General features: G+C 54.3%; 10 protein-coding genes. 5 read left to right on the forward strand and 5 right to left on the reverse strand.

Going from position 1 to position 15,374, the window contains the following annotated elements:
- The first annotated feature begins 45 nt into the window (after nt 1–45).
- The 5 genes from HUU59_09910 (at nt 46) to HUU59_09930 (ending at nt 9,894) form a co-directional block, all read left to right on the forward strand.
- Complete coding sequence (locus HUU59_09910; protein ID NUO19751.1) at nt 46–1,926, forward strand: M14 family metallopeptidase; 1,881 nt, start codon at nt 46–48, stop codon at nt 1,924–1,926.
- Nucleotides 1,927–1,937: 11 nt separating this feature from the next.
- Nucleotides 1,938–3,491 (forward strand): aminotransferase class V-fold PLP-dependent enzyme, encoded by a 1,554-nt coding sequence (locus HUU59_09915; protein NUO19752.1) that lies wholly within the window; start codon nt 1,938–1,940, stop codon nt 3,489–3,491.
- A 705-nt stretch (nt 3,492–4,196) separates the two neighbouring features.
- A complete protein-coding gene (locus tag HUU59_09920; GenBank protein NUO19753.1) occupies nt 4,197–5,261 on the forward strand; it encodes a 4Fe-4S binding protein in 1,065 nt (354 codons plus the stop codon).
- Between the two features lie 428 nt (nt 5,262–5,689).
- On the forward strand, nt 5,690–8,098 hold the full coding sequence (locus tag HUU59_09925) for a sodium-translocating pyrophosphatase (protein NUO19754.1): 2,409 nt from the start codon (nt 5,690–5,692) through the stop codon (nt 8,096–8,098).
- A gap of 170 nt (nt 8,099–8,268) precedes the next feature.
- Nucleotides 8,269–9,894: a tetratricopeptide repeat protein gene (locus HUU59_09930; protein ID NUO19755.1), complete on the forward strand. Its 1,626-nt coding sequence runs from the start codon at nt 8,269–8,271 to the stop codon at nt 9,892–9,894.
- Nucleotides 9,895–9,977: 83 nt separating this feature from the next.
- Here HUU59_09930 and HUU59_09935 read toward each other — a convergent pair whose 3' ends face one another.
- The 5 genes from HUU59_09935 to HUU59_09955 are packed head-to-tail and all read right to left on the reverse strand — an operon-like array spanning nt 9,978 to nt 15,321.
- Nucleotides 9,978–12,710, reverse strand: a complete 2,733-nt coding sequence (locus tag HUU59_09935; GenBank protein ID NUO19756.1) for a CHAT domain-containing protein — start codon at nt 12,708–12,710, stop codon at nt 9,978–9,980.
- A gap of 15 nt (nt 12,711–12,725) precedes the next feature.
- Nucleotides 12,726–13,340, reverse strand: a complete 615-nt coding sequence (locus HUU59_09940) for a hypothetical protein (GenBank protein ID NUO19757.1) — start codon at nt 13,338–13,340, stop codon at nt 12,726–12,728.
- Nucleotides 13,341–13,369: 29 nt separating this feature from the next.
- Nucleotides 13,370–14,197 (reverse strand): hypothetical protein, encoded by an 828-nt coding sequence (locus tag HUU59_09945; GenBank protein NUO19758.1) that lies wholly within the window; start codon nt 14,195–14,197, stop codon nt 13,370–13,372.
- Nucleotides 14,194–14,979, reverse strand: coding sequence for a sigma-70 family RNA polymerase sigma factor (locus HUU59_09950; protein ID NUO19759.1), 786 nt, complete (start codon nt 14,977–14,979; stop codon nt 14,194–14,196). Before HUU59_09950 ends, HUU59_09945 begins: the two co-directional genes overlap by 4 nt.
- A 3-nt stretch (nt 14,980–14,982) precedes the next feature.
- A complete protein-coding gene (locus HUU59_09955; GenBank protein NUO19760.1) occupies nt 14,983–15,321 on the reverse strand; it encodes a hypothetical protein in 339 nt (112 codons plus the stop codon).
- Nucleotides 15,322–15,374 lie beyond the last annotated feature (53 nt).

Genomic DNA, 15,374 nt, shown 5'->3' on the forward strand with positions numbered 1-15,374 from the left:
TGACCGGGAAGTAATTCAAAGGCTGTCTGCTCCAGGCAGCTTTTTTTGTTTAAGAACTTGACTTGGCTAAGTTTAGAAAAACGTGATTCCGGTCTTGCCGCTCCGCAGGAGAATATGTATCTTAGGATTATGCACATTCGCCCACTTTCGTACCTACTGGGAGTCCTGACTCTCATTGGACTGACGCATTCGCAAACGGTTGCTCCGCAGTGGCAAACCCGCTTTGAGCTTTCGGACAGTCTTGAAACATCCGGTTATGCCGAGTGTTTGACCTACTGCCGCAGGCTCGACGGAGCAAGCGAACAGATTGAGTGCCGCATTTTTGGCATCAGCGCCGAGGGGCGCGGCATGCCACTCCTGCTCTTTGGTGGCAGTGATGAAGCAAAGCCTCTGGTATTAATTGTAGCGGGAATTCACCCCGGCGAAATTGACGGCAAGGAAGCGGGATTGATGTTTCTGCGTGACCTCGTGCTGACTTCGAGATTTCAGTCGGTCGAGGAGAATTTGCGCATCGCGTTTGTGCCGATTTTCAATGTGGATGGCCATGAACGAACAGGCGAGTTTCATCGAATCAATCAGATAGGCCCGAAGGTTCAGGGACGGCGAACCACTTCACAGAATCTGGATTTGAATCGCGATTGGCTTAAAGCCGATGCTCCGGAAATGCGGGCCATGCTGAAACTGATTGATGAGCTTGACCCGGATTTTCTGATGGACATCCATGTCACCAACGGTGCGGAATACGAATATGTGATCACATGGGGACTGGGTACCGAGTCGGGCGAAGTTCCGGCGGTTCAGGACTATTCGACTCAGGTCTATTTGCCTGAAATCACAAGCCGCATGGCAAAGCGTGGTTACGATTTTGTTCCCTATGTGACATTCTCGAACTATACCGATCCGAACAGCGGATGGACGCGGGAGGTCTATCCGCCGCGTTATTCAACAGGTTTTGGAACTCTCCTTGGCCGGCCGTTTCTGCTGATTGAAACACACAGCCGCAAACCTTTTGCGGAGCGGGTTGTCGCGACCAAAGTGTTTCTCGAAGAGACGTTGGAGCAGTTTGCGCAAGAGAAGGATGCCCTGCTCACGATGTCGCGTGAGGCCGATTTACAGATACAGACTCTGGTGGACACCTTGCGCGCGACCGGCAGAGAATATCCGCTCGACTTTGAGATTTCCAATGATACGTCGTGGGTGGACTTCAAGGGACACCGTTCCGAATTGCGAGATTCAGAAATTGCCGGAGCGACTATCCGCTACTGGACACAGGAGCCGGAAGCACAGAAGATGATGACTCTTTTCAGCAACCGGGTCAAGCACTCCGTTGTTCCCCCGCTTGCGTATGTGATTCCTCGTCCGTATTATTTGAAGGTCAGGGACGTGCTTGAGGCGCATCAGATTCCGGTGCTGGAGTTTGACACGACGCTCACGCTGCTCGTGGAAACAATGTACTTGGACAGCGTGAAGTTCGCCGGAAAGCCCTATGAAGGGAGATTCCGTGTGAACTACAGGACGGAGCCTCCCGTTGAACAGGAATGGACAATAAACAAGGGTTCGGTATTCGTGCCGCTGAATCATCGAAAAGCTTTGCGCGTAATGCATTTGCTGGAAGCCAACGGGCCGGACAGCTTTTGCAAGTGGGGGTTCTTTCCGCAGATTTTTGAGCAAAAAGAGGGTGGCGACGGGGACATCATTGATACGATGGCGCAGCGGCTGATGAAAGAGGACACGCTGGCGGCGAGTGAATTCTGGAGCAGAGTGAAGTCGGATTCGGTGTTTGCCAGGTCGGCAAACGAGCGGCTGAACTACTGGTACAAGCATTCTCCGTATTGGGACGAGCGAACGAACCTCTATCCAATCGGCAGAATCATTCACAAAGACATATTCAGGCGGGCTGCTCAGGCTTGCGGAATTCAACTCTAAGGAACGGTCACATGCAGACGGAATTACCAGCAGCGCCATTTTCGCACAGGCTTTGCGACTGTACGTCGGCTTCGCCGCGCGGTCCGGTGGTTACTCGCGACGAGGCAGACGAGCGCAGGTTTCTGGAGCGGCTTCGAGCCGGAGTTTACGGCAGCGGCGCGGAAATCGAGACACCTTATGGCCGCAAGCCGCTCAGGTATTTTGATTTCATCGCATCGGGCAGATTTCACCGCGATGTGGAAGAAGAGATATCCGAGCGTGTGCTGCCGTACATGGCCAATACACACACAGAGAGTTCATTCACCGGGCGGCACATGACACGGCTGTTCGAGAACGCGTTTCAGAGAATTGCCAAGTACATGAACGCGAGCGAAGACGATGTGGTGATCCCGGTGGGTTCGGGTTCGACGGGTACAATCAACCGGCTGATTCACGTGATGGGGCTCAGGCTTCCGGATCAATTGGACGAGAAGTATCATTTGCGGGAACGCATACCGGCGGACGAGCGGCCGGTGGTATTCCGCTCGATGATGGAGCATCATTCGAATGATATCTGCTGGCGCGAGACAATCGCGGAAACGGTTTATGTCGAGCTGAACGAGCACGGCTGTATTTGTCCGAATGACCTGGCAGAGAAGATGCGAGCCTACAAGCATCGCAGAGTCAAGTACGGGACCTTCAGCGCGGCTTCAAACGTGACGGGGATTCTGAACGATTGTCATGCGCTGGCGCGCGTTCTGCACGAGAACGGCGCTTACGCCTTTTTCGATTATGCGGCGGCGGGACCGTATGTGGACATAGATATGCATCCGGAAAACGATCCGCTGGGATATTATGACGCGGTCTTCTTGTCGGTACACAAGTTTCTGGGCGGTCCGAGAACTCCGGGAGTTCTGGTGGCGAACAAGCATCTGTTTACCAACCGAGTTCCGGCGGAGCCGGGCGGGGGCACGGTGCTGTATACGTCACCGTGGGATCATCGCTATCTGTCGTCCATTGCGCACCGCGAGACGGGCGGCACACCGCCGATTGTGCAGAGCATTCAAGCAGGGCTGGCGTTCGATATGAAAGCAGCCATCGGCAGTGCACGCATCGAGCGGATTGAGCACGACTACATGACGCGCGCGCTCAAAGAGTGGATCCGGAATGACAAGATTCTCATTCTGGGACTCACGGACGCGAAACGACTGGGAGTGTTCAGTGTCATTTTCAAAGACCTCCATCACAATTTGGCGGCTGTGTTATTCAATGATTTGTTCGGCATTCAAGTACGCGGCGGCTGTATGTGCGCGGGGCCGTACGGACATCTGCTTTTGCACATCGAGCAATCGCACTCAGCAGAAATCCGGGAACGGCTTGATTCAGGACACATCGGCGAAAAGCCGGGCTGGGTGCGCATCTCGCTCTCCCCTACTGTCAGCGAAGACGAATTCCAAGCCCTGCTCGAAGCGGTGGATCACATCAGCAAACACGGCAAAAAATACGAATCGCAGTACAAACTTGTGGATGATACGGGGGAATGGATGTGCTCTGATTGTGGCCAGCATGTCGAGCTGGACAATTGACACCGGCGCGAGGGCTCCGAGGCGGTGCCCAGATCGAACGTGCGTAATATAAGCTTGATTGGAACGTTTGTCAAACTGTTTTGTGTTATTTATAAAATTATTACGTAACCATTTGTTCAATATTTGATTGTGATGGCAACTGCGGAATTTTTTATTGGAGTTAGGTGGGTCAGTTGAGATTTTGGAGAGGCATTGAGGGGGTTTCCGGCGGGGAACCGCTTCGCTTAATCCCCGCTCGGCGGAGTTTTGGACACGCTTGGGAGTGTTACCTTTGTTGACAAGCTCCTTCACGTTGTTCAGGATGACAAAGTGTTTGGGATTGGTGGTTTGAGCTTGAAATGGTTTGTTGGCTTGAGTAGATCCTGACAGAGGATGACAGAAGGGAGAACGGATTCCGGCCGGGTTGCGGAGGACCTTAACCCGGCTCGGCGGGAATTGAGGGGGTTTCCGTCGGGGAACCGCTTCGCTTAATCCCCGCTCGGCGGAAGCAGACGGGTCCTTCATTCCACCGAGCCTACATTCAGGATGACGACGCGCTGTAGATCGTGGAGTTGTTTGACATTTTACCCCCTTTTTATCCCCCGAGAGGACTGGGGGGAAAACTGAGATGACAATTCTGTGACACTCTGGCTTGTGGATTTTGTATACTATGTTTGGATTATGGATTAAATAGTCCAAAATATGTCAGAATATGGGTATTAGGTTATGGATATTGTAGAGTTAGCACGAGCTCCGAAGCGGCCGGTGCCGGGGACGGCGAAGGGGAGGATGTACAAAGGGTTCTGGACGACGAGGCATATCGTCCAGCTCGGCTTTGCCGGACTAAACGTTTTACTTGGGATACAGTTCTGGTTTTTTGTGCGTGCATTGCAGGAAGGCGGAACGGGGCCGCTTCCTCCCCGCCCTGCCGGAGTAGAGGGGTGGCTGCCGATTTCGGGGCTCATGGGAGTAATAGATTGGTTTGCCCGCGGGGAACTCAATCTAATTCATCCGGCCTCGGCGATATTGACGCTGTGTTTCATCGCGATTGCTTTTCTGATGCGGAAGTCATTCTGCTCGTGGCTGTGCCCGGTGGGAACCATCAGCGAAGGCCTGGCCATGCTGGGGCGCAAGTTGTTCGGCAAGACATGGCTGCTGCCGCGCTGGCTGGACTATGCTCTAATGAGTATCAAATACATCCTGCTGGGACTGTTTCTGTATGCATTCTTCATGATGGGCGCGGCGGGTATTGCGGCCTTCATGAGCAGTCCGTACAATCAACTGGCGGATGTGAAGATGCTGCTGTTCTTCGTCGAGATCGGAATTGTGGGAGTATCGGTCATCGCCATCCTGATGATCGGGAGTGTGTTCGTGGAAGGGTTCTGGTGCAGGTATCTTTGTCCCTACGGAGCGATGTTGGGGCTCGTATCGTGGGCGAGCCCGATGAAGATACGGCGCAATGTTGAAACGTGCATTGATTGCGACCGCTGCACGAAAGCGTGTCCGTCGCGGCTGCCGGTGGCGACAAAGCTCAGAATCATTTCACCGGAATGCACGGGCTGCCTGAAGTGCGAGTCCGTTTGTCCCATCAAGGATTGTATCACCATGGCACCGACGCCGAAGACGAAGGTGAACCCGCGTCAGTTCGCCTTGACGGTCTTGGGGATCTGGCTGGCATTTGTGATTGTGGCCAAGGCTGCCGGAGTATGGGATACGACCATCTCGGACGAGGAGTACCGATATCACTATGAGCGGCGGGATCTGCCGAGTTACGGGCACCCGGGGCAATAAGGCGCTTAAATCCACCGGATTCGTGAACAGCCTATGCCCTGCTGCGGGAGTTTGCCAAGTTAATGTTCCTGCTCTGTTTCCATTGCCTCAGGTTATAAGATTGATTATCTTTGTGTAAGATTTCGCAAGGTTCGACATATCTGACTTGCTGCCCTGTCGCAGACTTTGTAAGCCCCGAATCGTAGGTAATGCGTTTTGGGGTTCTTACTTCCTTCCCCTGTCCTCTGGTTTTGTAATTCATTTTTTACAGATAGTTAAGCAACTAACAACCCCAAAGGGAGTCCATGAAGAACAAGCAGAACATTGGGCGGCGCCGGCCATTGCCAATTTGGCTGATCGCCGGAGTCGTGTTTGTCAGTGCGGCGTTTTTGACATTCGGGCCGTCATTACTTGCCTCTCCGAATCAGGTATTGGAGACAGCACCGGTGATGTCACCAAACCATGATCATGTCGGACATGGTCATGGCGGCGGCGGTCACGGCGAAGCGATTCAATTGCCGTTTGGTCCGGACGCATGGTTACCGCTTTACATTGTGCTGGCAGGCGCAATATTGGCGTTAGCGTTCGGTTTTTACTGGTGGCAACAGACGAAGAAGCAGAGTCCGGGCAGCGAGCGGATGCAAGGAGTCGGTAAGGCGATTCAAGAGGGCGCCTTGGCCTATCTTGCGCGGCAGGTTCGGACGATGATTCCGCTGGTGATACTGATAACAATCGGTTTGTTCTTCCTTTACAAGTCGCAGTACTCTTCGATATTGCCTGAGGAGGCGACTTCGCTTGGACTGGGTGTGGCAATCGCGTTCCTGCTGGGTGTGACGGCATCCTATCTGGCAGGCTATGTCGGAATGGGCGTGGCGGTCATCGCGAACATGCGAGTTGCACATGCTGCGTTGTCGAGCTTCAAGCAGGCGCTTGAAATCGCGTTCCGCGCGGGCGCGGTTTCGGGAATGTTCACGGTCGGATTGGGTCTGCTGGGTGCGACCATCACGTTCATGATTTATCAGGAGAACGCGATGTTCGTGCTGGTGGGCTTCGGATTCGGCGGCTCGCTGGCGGCGCTGTTCATGCGTGTCGGCGGCGGAATTTTCACGAAGGCGGCTGACGTCGGCGCTGACCTTGTCGGTAAAGTCGAAGCAGGAATTCCCGAAGACGATCCGCGAAATGCTGCGACGATCGCTGACAACGTTGGCGACAACGTCGGTGACTGCGCAGGTATGGCGGCGGACGTATTCGAGTCTTATGAAGTAACGCTTGTGGCGGCAATTATTCTGGCCGCGGCAGTCGGCGGTACGCTGGCAGCGAACGGATTCGGCGGATTGATGGCCGCGGGATCATTCACGGCGGTGTTCACGCTGAAACTTGTCATATTTGCTTTGCTCGTGCGCGCAGTTGGAGTGGTAGCCTCGATTGTCGGCGTTTTGGCAGTAACGGGCAAGGATGATCCGAACATGAATCCGATGCAGCCCATTAATCGGGGCGCGACTGTTTCGATCATCGTGGCCTCGCTGGGTTTCTTCGGAGTAGCCCACTGGGTATTTGGCTCGGGATTGCCGGGAGTTCCTGCCGGGGCGAATCGCGAACTTGCAGATATCGTGAGCAATTTTGCGAATTACGCATTTTTGGCAACGTTCTTCGGAATTGTGCTGACATATGTCATCGGCAAGGTAACGGAATATTTCACGGCTGCAGAGAAGAAGCCAGTTACGGAAATAGCGACCGCGGCAAAGACGGGACCGGCGACGCTGATACTTTCCGGCTTATCGGAAGGCCTGGAGTCCTCAGTTTGGTCGGCGGTTTCGATTGCGGCGACGATTTACGGCGCGTATGCACTGTTCCATGATCCGGCTTTGGCGGCCTATGCAATCGCTTTGGCAGGTCTCGGACTTTTGGCAACGACGGGTTACGTTCTGGCGGAGGACACGTTCGGACCGATATCGGATAATGCAAACGGTGTGTTTGAAATGTCGGGTGCGCTTATCAATCCCGACGGTTCAAAGAATCATGCCGCGCACAACATCGTGGCACGTTTGGACATGGTCGGCAATACGACGAAAGCCCTAACTAAGGGTTTCGCGATTGCGACGGCAGTGATTGCGGCGGTCGCCTTGTATCGTTCGTACATTGACACGGTCGCGGTGCAGGACCCGGATATTCTCAATAAGGGAATTCAGGTCAACCTGCCGGAGATATTCATCGGTTTGTTAATCGGCGGCGCAGTTCCGTTTCTGTTTTCGAGTTTTGCAATTCGGGCAGTGTCACGCGCCGCAGTGCTGTTGGTCGAAGAAGTACGCCGTCAATTCCGGGAGATACCGGGAATTATGGAATACAAAGGCGTGGGCGAGAAGGGGAAGCCGGATTACGCGCGATGCGTGGCGATTTCCACGGCGGCTGCACAGAAAGAGCTCTTGGGACCGGGATTGCTGGCGATTTTCGCTCCGATTTTGACGGGCTTTTGGCTTGGGCCGTATGCGTTGGGCGGCTTCCTGGCGGGATGTATTCTCGCGGGACAATTGATGGCGGTGTTCATGTCCAATGCCGGTGGTGCATGGGATAACGCGAAGAAGAAGATTGAAGACGGTTATCTCGGGGGCAAGGGTACTGACGCTCACAAGGCGGGCGTGATTGGCGACACGGTCGGCGATCCTTTGAAGGATACGGCAGGTCCGGCTCTGAACCCGATGATCAAGGTGATGAATCTGGTGTCGATTCTGATTGCTCCGAGTACGGTGGTCATGTACGGCACGGGCGGCGGTATCGCAGTGGTGGTTGTATCGCTTGCAGTTCTGGCGGGAGCCATCATGTTCTCGAAGCGCGGTGGCCTTGCAGTTGACGCCAAATAACTGTTGATTCTTGAGATATGTTGGCATGAAAGCCTCCTCGACCGCGGGGAGGCTTTCTTTTCTTGATAATCATTATATATTAGGTGCAACCATAGACGATTGGGTTTTTTCGTCAACAGGGGCACAAGTGTGCCAAGTAGTACATTCACAAAGAACCGGGGAGGTTTGAAATGAACGGTGCAGGAAAAATGTTCTTTATGTTGAGCGCATTGCTGATGATTGCCATGTCAGGCGAAGCGCAGGAGTTACGAGAGGAACTGGGAGGCTTCGGCCGGAAAGTAACGTGCGGGAGCGCTGAAGCTCAAAAGTGGTTTGACCAAGGGTTTACGCTGTATTTCTCGTATCATCAGGATGCGGCGATACCGAGCTTTAACAAGGCTTTCGAGCTGGATTCGAGCTGCACGATGGCCTTATGGGGCGCGGCGCTGACAGCTGGGCCGCACATCAATAATCCGGCAATGGACAGCGCATCAGCCAGGCTCGCGTATGATATGGTGACGAAAGCGAAGTCGCGGACAGGTCATTTGACGGCGGTGGAGAAGGACTTAATCGAGGCGTTGACGCATCGTTACTCGTGGCCAATGCCTGCCGACCAGATGGTGAACAATCTGGCTTACGCCAACGCAATGCGCGAGGTTTGGAAGAAGTATCCGAACGACGTGGACGTCTGCGTGCTGTTCGCGGACGCGATGATGAATCTTCGTCCGTGGGATTTGTGGACATATGAAGGTCAGCCGCAGCCGGGGACAGAAGAGATTGTCGTAACCTTGCAGCGGGCTTTGGAGATGAATCCAAGACATCCGGGAGCCTGTCACTTTTACATTCACACGATGGAGGCTTCGCCTACGCCTCAGGCGGCGCTGGCGGCGGCGGACACATTGCGTGATTTGATACCGGGAGCAGGCCATCTTGTGCACATGCCGTCACACATTGATTTGCGGTTGGGGCGTTACGACGAGGCGATACAGGCGAATCAGAGAGCGATAGAAGCTTCTCTGCCGTACGCCAACGAGCAGAACTTCTTCACGATCTATCGCATTCACAACTATCATTTTCTGTCATTCGCGGCAATGTTTGAAGGACGGAAACAATTAGCCTTGCAATCGGCACGCGACGCGGTCGCGCAATTGGATATCAACTTTGTTCGCGCGGTACCGGATTTTCTTGACGGCTTTCTGACTGTACCGGTGCACGTGATGGTCCGATTCGGGATGTGGAATGAGATACTAGCGGAGCCCGCTCCACCCGCAGATATGCAGGTGGCAACGTCATTCTGGCGGTACGGCAGAACGGTCGCCCTGTCGGCACTTGGCAGGACGGAAGAGGCTGCGCAGGAGTTCGAATTGATGAAGGCGGCGGCAGCGAGCATGCCATCGACACGCAATGTCGGGAATAATCCGGCGGCGGTGGTAATGGAGATAGGGTTAGCGATTGCAGAAGGCGAGTTGGAGTACCGCAAGGGGAATTACGACCGCGCATTTGAGTTGCTTCGGACTGCTGTGGCAAAGGATGAGCGTCTGAAGTATGATGAGCCGTGGGACTGGATGATGCCACCTGCGCACGCACTTGGCGCTCTGCTGCTTGAACAAAAGCGGTATGACGAAGCGGAAGCAGTTTATCTGGCGGACTTGAAACGTCATCCTGAAAACGGCTGGGCACTATTGGGACTCAAGGAGTGCCAGCTGCAAACCGGTCGCGGAGAAGAGGCGAATATGACGGCGGCGAGATTTGAGAAGTCATGGGAGCGATCGGACATTACGATTAAAGCGTCCTGCTTTTGCAGCCGCGGCAGTTGATTCAGGATACTGAGAGAGAAAACACGAACCGGGTCAGGCGCAAGCCTGACCCGTTCAATTTCTAAAGCTGCCGTGTGAATCGTTTAGTTCAGTCTCAATTCCCAGTTGCCGCTGCTAAAGAAACCCGCCCAGAGATATGGGTGGTCGGCCAGTTGATTGCCTGAGATCCGCAACTGATTCAAGCGATGCACGGTTGCCGATTGAAGAGCGAGCGGGATGTTATGACGGTGGGAAGTCAAGAGGTTTGCCATTAAGTCCGCCGTTGAACGATCGTCCACACGCCAAAGTGTGGAGATAACGCATTCCGCTCCGGCCAATTGGAAAGCTCGTCTCAGGCTGAAGCTTCCTTCGCCATCGAATTGCATCCCTCGCGCGGATTCGCAAGCGGAGAGGACAACCAAATTCACACCGGAGAGATCAAGCTGAGAAATTTCGGCGGCAGTCAGGATGCCGTCGTTTTCACCTGCGCTGTCACCAGCAAGAATGAGAGACTGCCCGGCAAGCAGCAATTCGTGTTCAAGTTCGGGGGACAGGCTGCCTTTATCGGCATGGCTTGCGATGTAGATTGCCTGTGTGTTTGAAGCTTCCGCAAGCAACACCGATTCGGTTGCCCGAGCGCCGGAGTAGAGATGTGATACACCTTGCAATTGTTCGTTCCAGAGAGCGGCGAAGCGGACTGCCTCCATAGCTGCGAAAGGCAGAGTCTGCGGTGCGCGCTGGAGCCGGGTATGCGTGTACTCGGGGTCCGCGAGAGCGAGCAGAAGGGGATTTCGCGCTACGGCTTGCCCGTTGCTCTTGCGTCTGACATCACGCGCGGCGGAGAGATAGTGAAGCGGATGTTCTTCAATGAGGAAGCGACCGGACTCAAGTGTGAGTGCATGAAAAGCGACACCCGATAGGGCAGCGTCCGGAGAAATCAGGAGTAAGTTTGCCTCAGTTGTGTAGGATTCAAGCGGGTCCCAGATGAGTTTTCGAAGTTGAACCGTGAGCTTCCGATTTCGTTCGAGATTCAGCATTTCCGGCACGGCCAAATCATCGCTCCAGCGCAAAGCAGCAGCATCAATGGGTGCGGCATCGCCGAGGTCGATATTTGTCAGAAGCCCCGCAGTTCCGAGAATCACTGCCGCATAGCGGGGGCTGCGGCTGTCTTCCCGATTGGTATGTGTGTAGCGATAGTATTCGACCAAAATGGCACCCGGCGGTATCGCCTGGCTGACGTCATTCAAGCCGAAGTCCAGCAGGTCCCGGCCTGAGCGGTAGCGTGCGCTCATTTCAGCAAGTTGCCGTTGGATTTTCTCGATATTGGAAATGACATCTCCCGATTCTGCGCCAGCGGGGGCGCGGACGGGCTGCAGTTCCTTGCGCCTTTCTGCGAGAGAATTAAGCAAAGTTCGGGCAAGCGGATCGTGAAGTTCGCGCAAGATGCCGGAGCGAATCATGAGCGCATCTGTAACAACCGACTTGCCCGTTACAACGGCTTCGGCAAACTCGGTGCTGTGCAAAAACATATCCGGCGGCTGCTCGCGAAGCAGCGAAAGGTAGAAGTCTGACAGGTCGCGAAGTTGTCTCGAATAGGAGTAAGCTTCGGTATCTGAGAGATTGTCAAAGAGTTCCAGAAAGTTCGCCCGGGCGATATTGAGGCTTTGCCGTCCCAAAGCAAGCGCGGCGGGAATGTCGCCACGTTTTTGTTCCAGTTGTGCCAATGCCTGCAGGCAATCGGCACGGTCGCGGCTAAGAGGGGCGGCAAACTGTTCATAAAGATTAAGAGCACGTCGCAGCAGACGGTCCGCCTCAGTCAGTTCATTCAGGTTTAGATAGAAGCTGCCGCAAATCCTGCATGCATCGGCAATGGCGGACGAATTGGAGGTTACCAGATTGAGATCATCGCGCAATCTATTGAGTTCGCGGCGCAGCGAGGTCAAATCCTCCAGAGAAGAATAGGACACGAGAAGATTTGCCCGGGTAAGCAACGACAGAGGATGGCGCGAGCCGTATGCCTGCTCGAGAAAGGAAACGGAGAGTATCTGATGCTCAAGTCCCTCGTGAAGGTCGCCAATGCGATCGAAATAGAGTGACAGAGCGTTGTGCGCCAACGAGCGTGTCAACGGACTGACTTGTCTTTTCGACTCCAACAACTCCTGTACTTTGGTCATCGCAGACTGTTCGCCGGCGAAATCACCGAGTTCGGCGCGGACAGTCGCAAAGTTTATCCATGCCTGCAGAAGAAGCGAATCGGCAGCAGTGCCTGACTGTTGATAGATTGGGATTGCCGATTCCAGGAGACTGCTTGCCGCGGACCAAGATTGGCCGCGCATGTCAGCCAATGCGAGCGCGGAGAGTCCGATCGCATAGCGCCAGTGATTTTCAGAGTAGAGTGATTCTCGAAGTGTCAGGGCACTGTCGAGAAGCACTTTGCCGATTGAATCGTCGCCGATTTCACAGCAAAGCAGTCCGAATTCCTGCAGCACTGCGATGTGCCCTGCAATGGCCGAACTGTCGGCGGGAAGTCCTTGTCGGAGCAGATGTTCGTAGAGTTGTGCGGCTTCGGAAAAATGTCCGACGCGCGCATTGGCATTCGCCAGATTCAGGATTACATTGAACGTGTTTGAATGAAGTGAATCGGCGGCGGGCTTGTCGTGCAGTAATTTCTCGCCCAATTCAAGTGCAGCGAGCGTGTCTCCGGCTGTGAGCAGGGAGTCTACAGAAACAGCAATCGCCCGCACATCTGCAGGCGATTGACGTGAACATGAAACTGCAATCACAGCCGCGAATACGGCACAGAGAAGATTCGCTACCGTAAGGACGCGCGAAGACAAGGTGGCACTCGCTTCTTACAGGATTACCGCGCCGACGGCAACGCCGGCCAGAAAGGCACCGGCAAGAGGAAGCAGGATCGAGGAAGCATGTCCTGTACCTGGAGGCACGGGGATACGCTTCTTGCGGACGACCACATCGACGGGAAGGACTTCATCATCCTCTTTGGAATCGAAGCTGTCCGAACCGGACGTCGCGGTTTCATCAGTGCTCTCACTTGATACCGAATACATTACTGAAGATTCAAGCGGTTTGCCGGAATCATCGGTCGAATCCGGTTCGAGTCCCATGATTCCGACAAATTCGGAACTCAGCGACGGATCAACGGAAACTGAGAATTCAGTTGCAGTGCCCAAGCTTGGTATTTCATCTCCGGTGTCATAAGCGAGCACGACGGCATACACTTGAGCGGGTCCTGACACGGTGGTGTCACTATCTACGAAGGCATCATCGTAACCAATCGGAAGCAATCGAATCGCCAAGCCGGCATGGCGGGGATCGAGTTCGATGTTGACGGTGGCGGATTTGTCGCCTGTGCGTCTGACAGATGCATTGCGAAACGGCGCCAATCTCAGAGAGAGATCGTACGCGGCAAGACTATCGGCAGTTCCGGTCTCAGTAACGACTGGCATGTGCTTCTCCCTTGCGGTAAGTTATGTCGCTATTCGAGTCTTTTCATTAAGTCCCGTGCCTCATCGGCACGAGCAGACTGAGTTGACACGAGAGTTTCAAGAATTTTCGCCGCACTCTTTTGCTCGCCTTGCTGCAAGAGAATGAGTGCGCGATAGAATTCGGCTTCCTCGAAGACGATGCGGTTCGTGGAATCAACGCGGCCCAGCGCCTTTGCGGCCAGGTCAAACTTCTTGGTTTGATAGTAACAGACAGCAAGATACAGTGCAGCCTGCGCGTCTTCGCGAAGAGATAGGTATGCAGACAGGTCACGAGCGGAGGCCTCGAAATCCTGCCGTACATAGTACTCCCGGGCGCGCAACAAGATTGAATCGGGGGCTTCCTGGCCGCGGCTTTGCCATCCGTACCACGCAGGAGGCTCGTATTCCCCGATAGCTGCCGGCCGGTCGCCTCTGAAGATGCCTAAACCGATCACGAGCAGAAAGGCCGCTGCGGCCGCGAATGCTAAAGCCGCTTTGGGGCCGAACAGGCTTTCCCAACTGAACAAACGAGGTTTAGACAACTCTCCTCGAATATCGAGAGGCTTGAGTTTCGGCTTGTTCGTTTCGAGTTCGAGGAGGGAATTTATCGAGATTCCTTCGCTTGCAAATGCGGAAACGATTTCCTGACGATTGGCCCTTAACGAATCCGCAAGTTGTCTCATTTGTGCGGCTTCGTGCAGGCAGAAGTCGCAATCCATCAGATGCTTTTCAAAGGCCGAGCGCTGTTCGGGAGAAAGTGTACCGAGTTCGAATTGCATGAGCAGTGCGCCAAGCTCGGGTGCACAACACTCGCTATGATGATCAGAAGAGTGTGTCATGCCAATTGCCCCGCGGTGATGTCTCTGAGCTTGCGGCGGCAGTCAAAGAGCCGTTTATCAAATGCATTGCGGCTGAGTCTGGGTTCGCGCTGTTGATAGGCCTCCCAAACGTCGGCCACCGAACTAAGCTGCAGCAAAGCGAGAAAAATGGCCTGGCAAAGCGGCGAAAGTTTTTTCAGCGCCGTCTGCAGTTTAACGGCGATTTCGGAACCATGAAGATGATCAAGCATTTCATCATGGCTGTCGGAGGGCAGCTGCAATTCCGAGTTTGCCTCGTCCTGCTCGTTTATGGAGCCGGTGGGATTCAAGGAGATCATGGTGCGGCGCTTCCGCTGTCTGAGCAATCCCCCGATCTTGTTCTCCAGCACGGTGAGCGAGAAGTAGTGCGGGTTGTCGTTTATGGAGTCCAGCTTGATGAAGACCACGGCAAGAGAGTCCTGTACGACATCTTCAATTTCCTCGGCGGGCCAACCACGCAGGCGAAACCCGCAAATGGTAAGAAGGCGTTCACGCAACAGTTCAAAGAGTCGATTGCGGTCAGCCTCAATCCCGTTCTTGGCATTGTTTAACAATAAGTTCCAATCGGGAGTCATAGTCAGTTTACGTGGACTAAGGTGAGAGGTCGCGGCCACACCGTTTGCGTAATGAACCTCGACATTCTCCGCGGGGTTTGTTTCAAGAACAGGAGTGGTTCTTTCTGACCGGGGGACTTGGCAGATGCCTGGCCAAAAGGGCCGGCACTCAGTCTCGGTCACCGGCAATACAGCAGCTACTGAGTTCATAATTTACCCTTTGCGTTGACCGGAGTCAAGCAGAATGACCCGGTTTGTGTTTTCGGTCCAGCTCACGGGCTTCGTGCGCAGGACGGTTATTATCGACCTGTTCCCCTGCCAGATTAGTCCTGCACGCCCTGAAGGGGGGCGGCCGGTAATCAGACGCCGGTTGTCCATGGCAATGAAGCGGTCTATCTCCTTGTTGATGCGCCTGCGCTCGACCAGGATACAGGTGAGCCAGCAGCCGAAGAAGAATGCCGTAGCCCCGATCATTTTCCATTCGATGCTTCCCAAGGTGAAGAGTACGCCGCCGCTGGTCAAGCAAGTAAAGATGGTAAGTCCGCATTTCATTGGTGTTTCCTTCCACACTATTATGTCAGCCGTTTTCAAGATTTCCGCCGCGG

This window comes from bacterium (genome assembly GCA_013360195.1).
Classification (GTDB): Bacteria; Electryoneota; RPQS01; order RPQS01; family RPQS01; genus JABWCQ01.

Coding starts and splice junctions, on each gene's coding strand:
- HUU59_09915 (NUO19752.1), top strand. CDS start 1,938: ATGCAGACGGAATTACCAGCAGCGCCATTTTCGCACAGGCTTTGCGAC.
- HUU59_09920 (NUO19753.1), top strand. CDS start 4,197: ATGGATATTGTAGAGTTAGCACGAGCTCCGAAGCGGCCGGTGCCGGGG.
- HUU59_09925 (NUO19754.1), top strand. CDS start 5,690: ATGTCACCAAACCATGATCATGTCGGACATGGTCATGGCGGCGGCGGT.
- HUU59_09930 (NUO19755.1), top strand. CDS start 8,269: ATGAACGGTGCAGGAAAAATGTTCTTTATGTTGAGCGCATTGCTGATG.
- HUU59_09940 (NUO19757.1), bottom strand. CDS start 13,340: ATGCCAGTCGTTACTGAGACCGGAACTGCCGATAGTCTTGCCGCGTAC.
- HUU59_09945 (NUO19758.1), bottom strand. CDS start 14,197: ATGACACACTCTTCTGATCATCATAGCGAGTGTTGTGCACCCGAGCTT.
- HUU59_09950 (NUO19759.1), bottom strand. CDS start 14,979: ATGAACTCAGTAGCTGCTGTATTGCCGGTGACCGAGACTGAGTGCCGG.
- HUU59_09955 (NUO19760.1), bottom strand. CDS start 15,321: ATGAAATGCGGACTTACCATCTTTACTTGCTTGACCAGCGGCGGCGTA.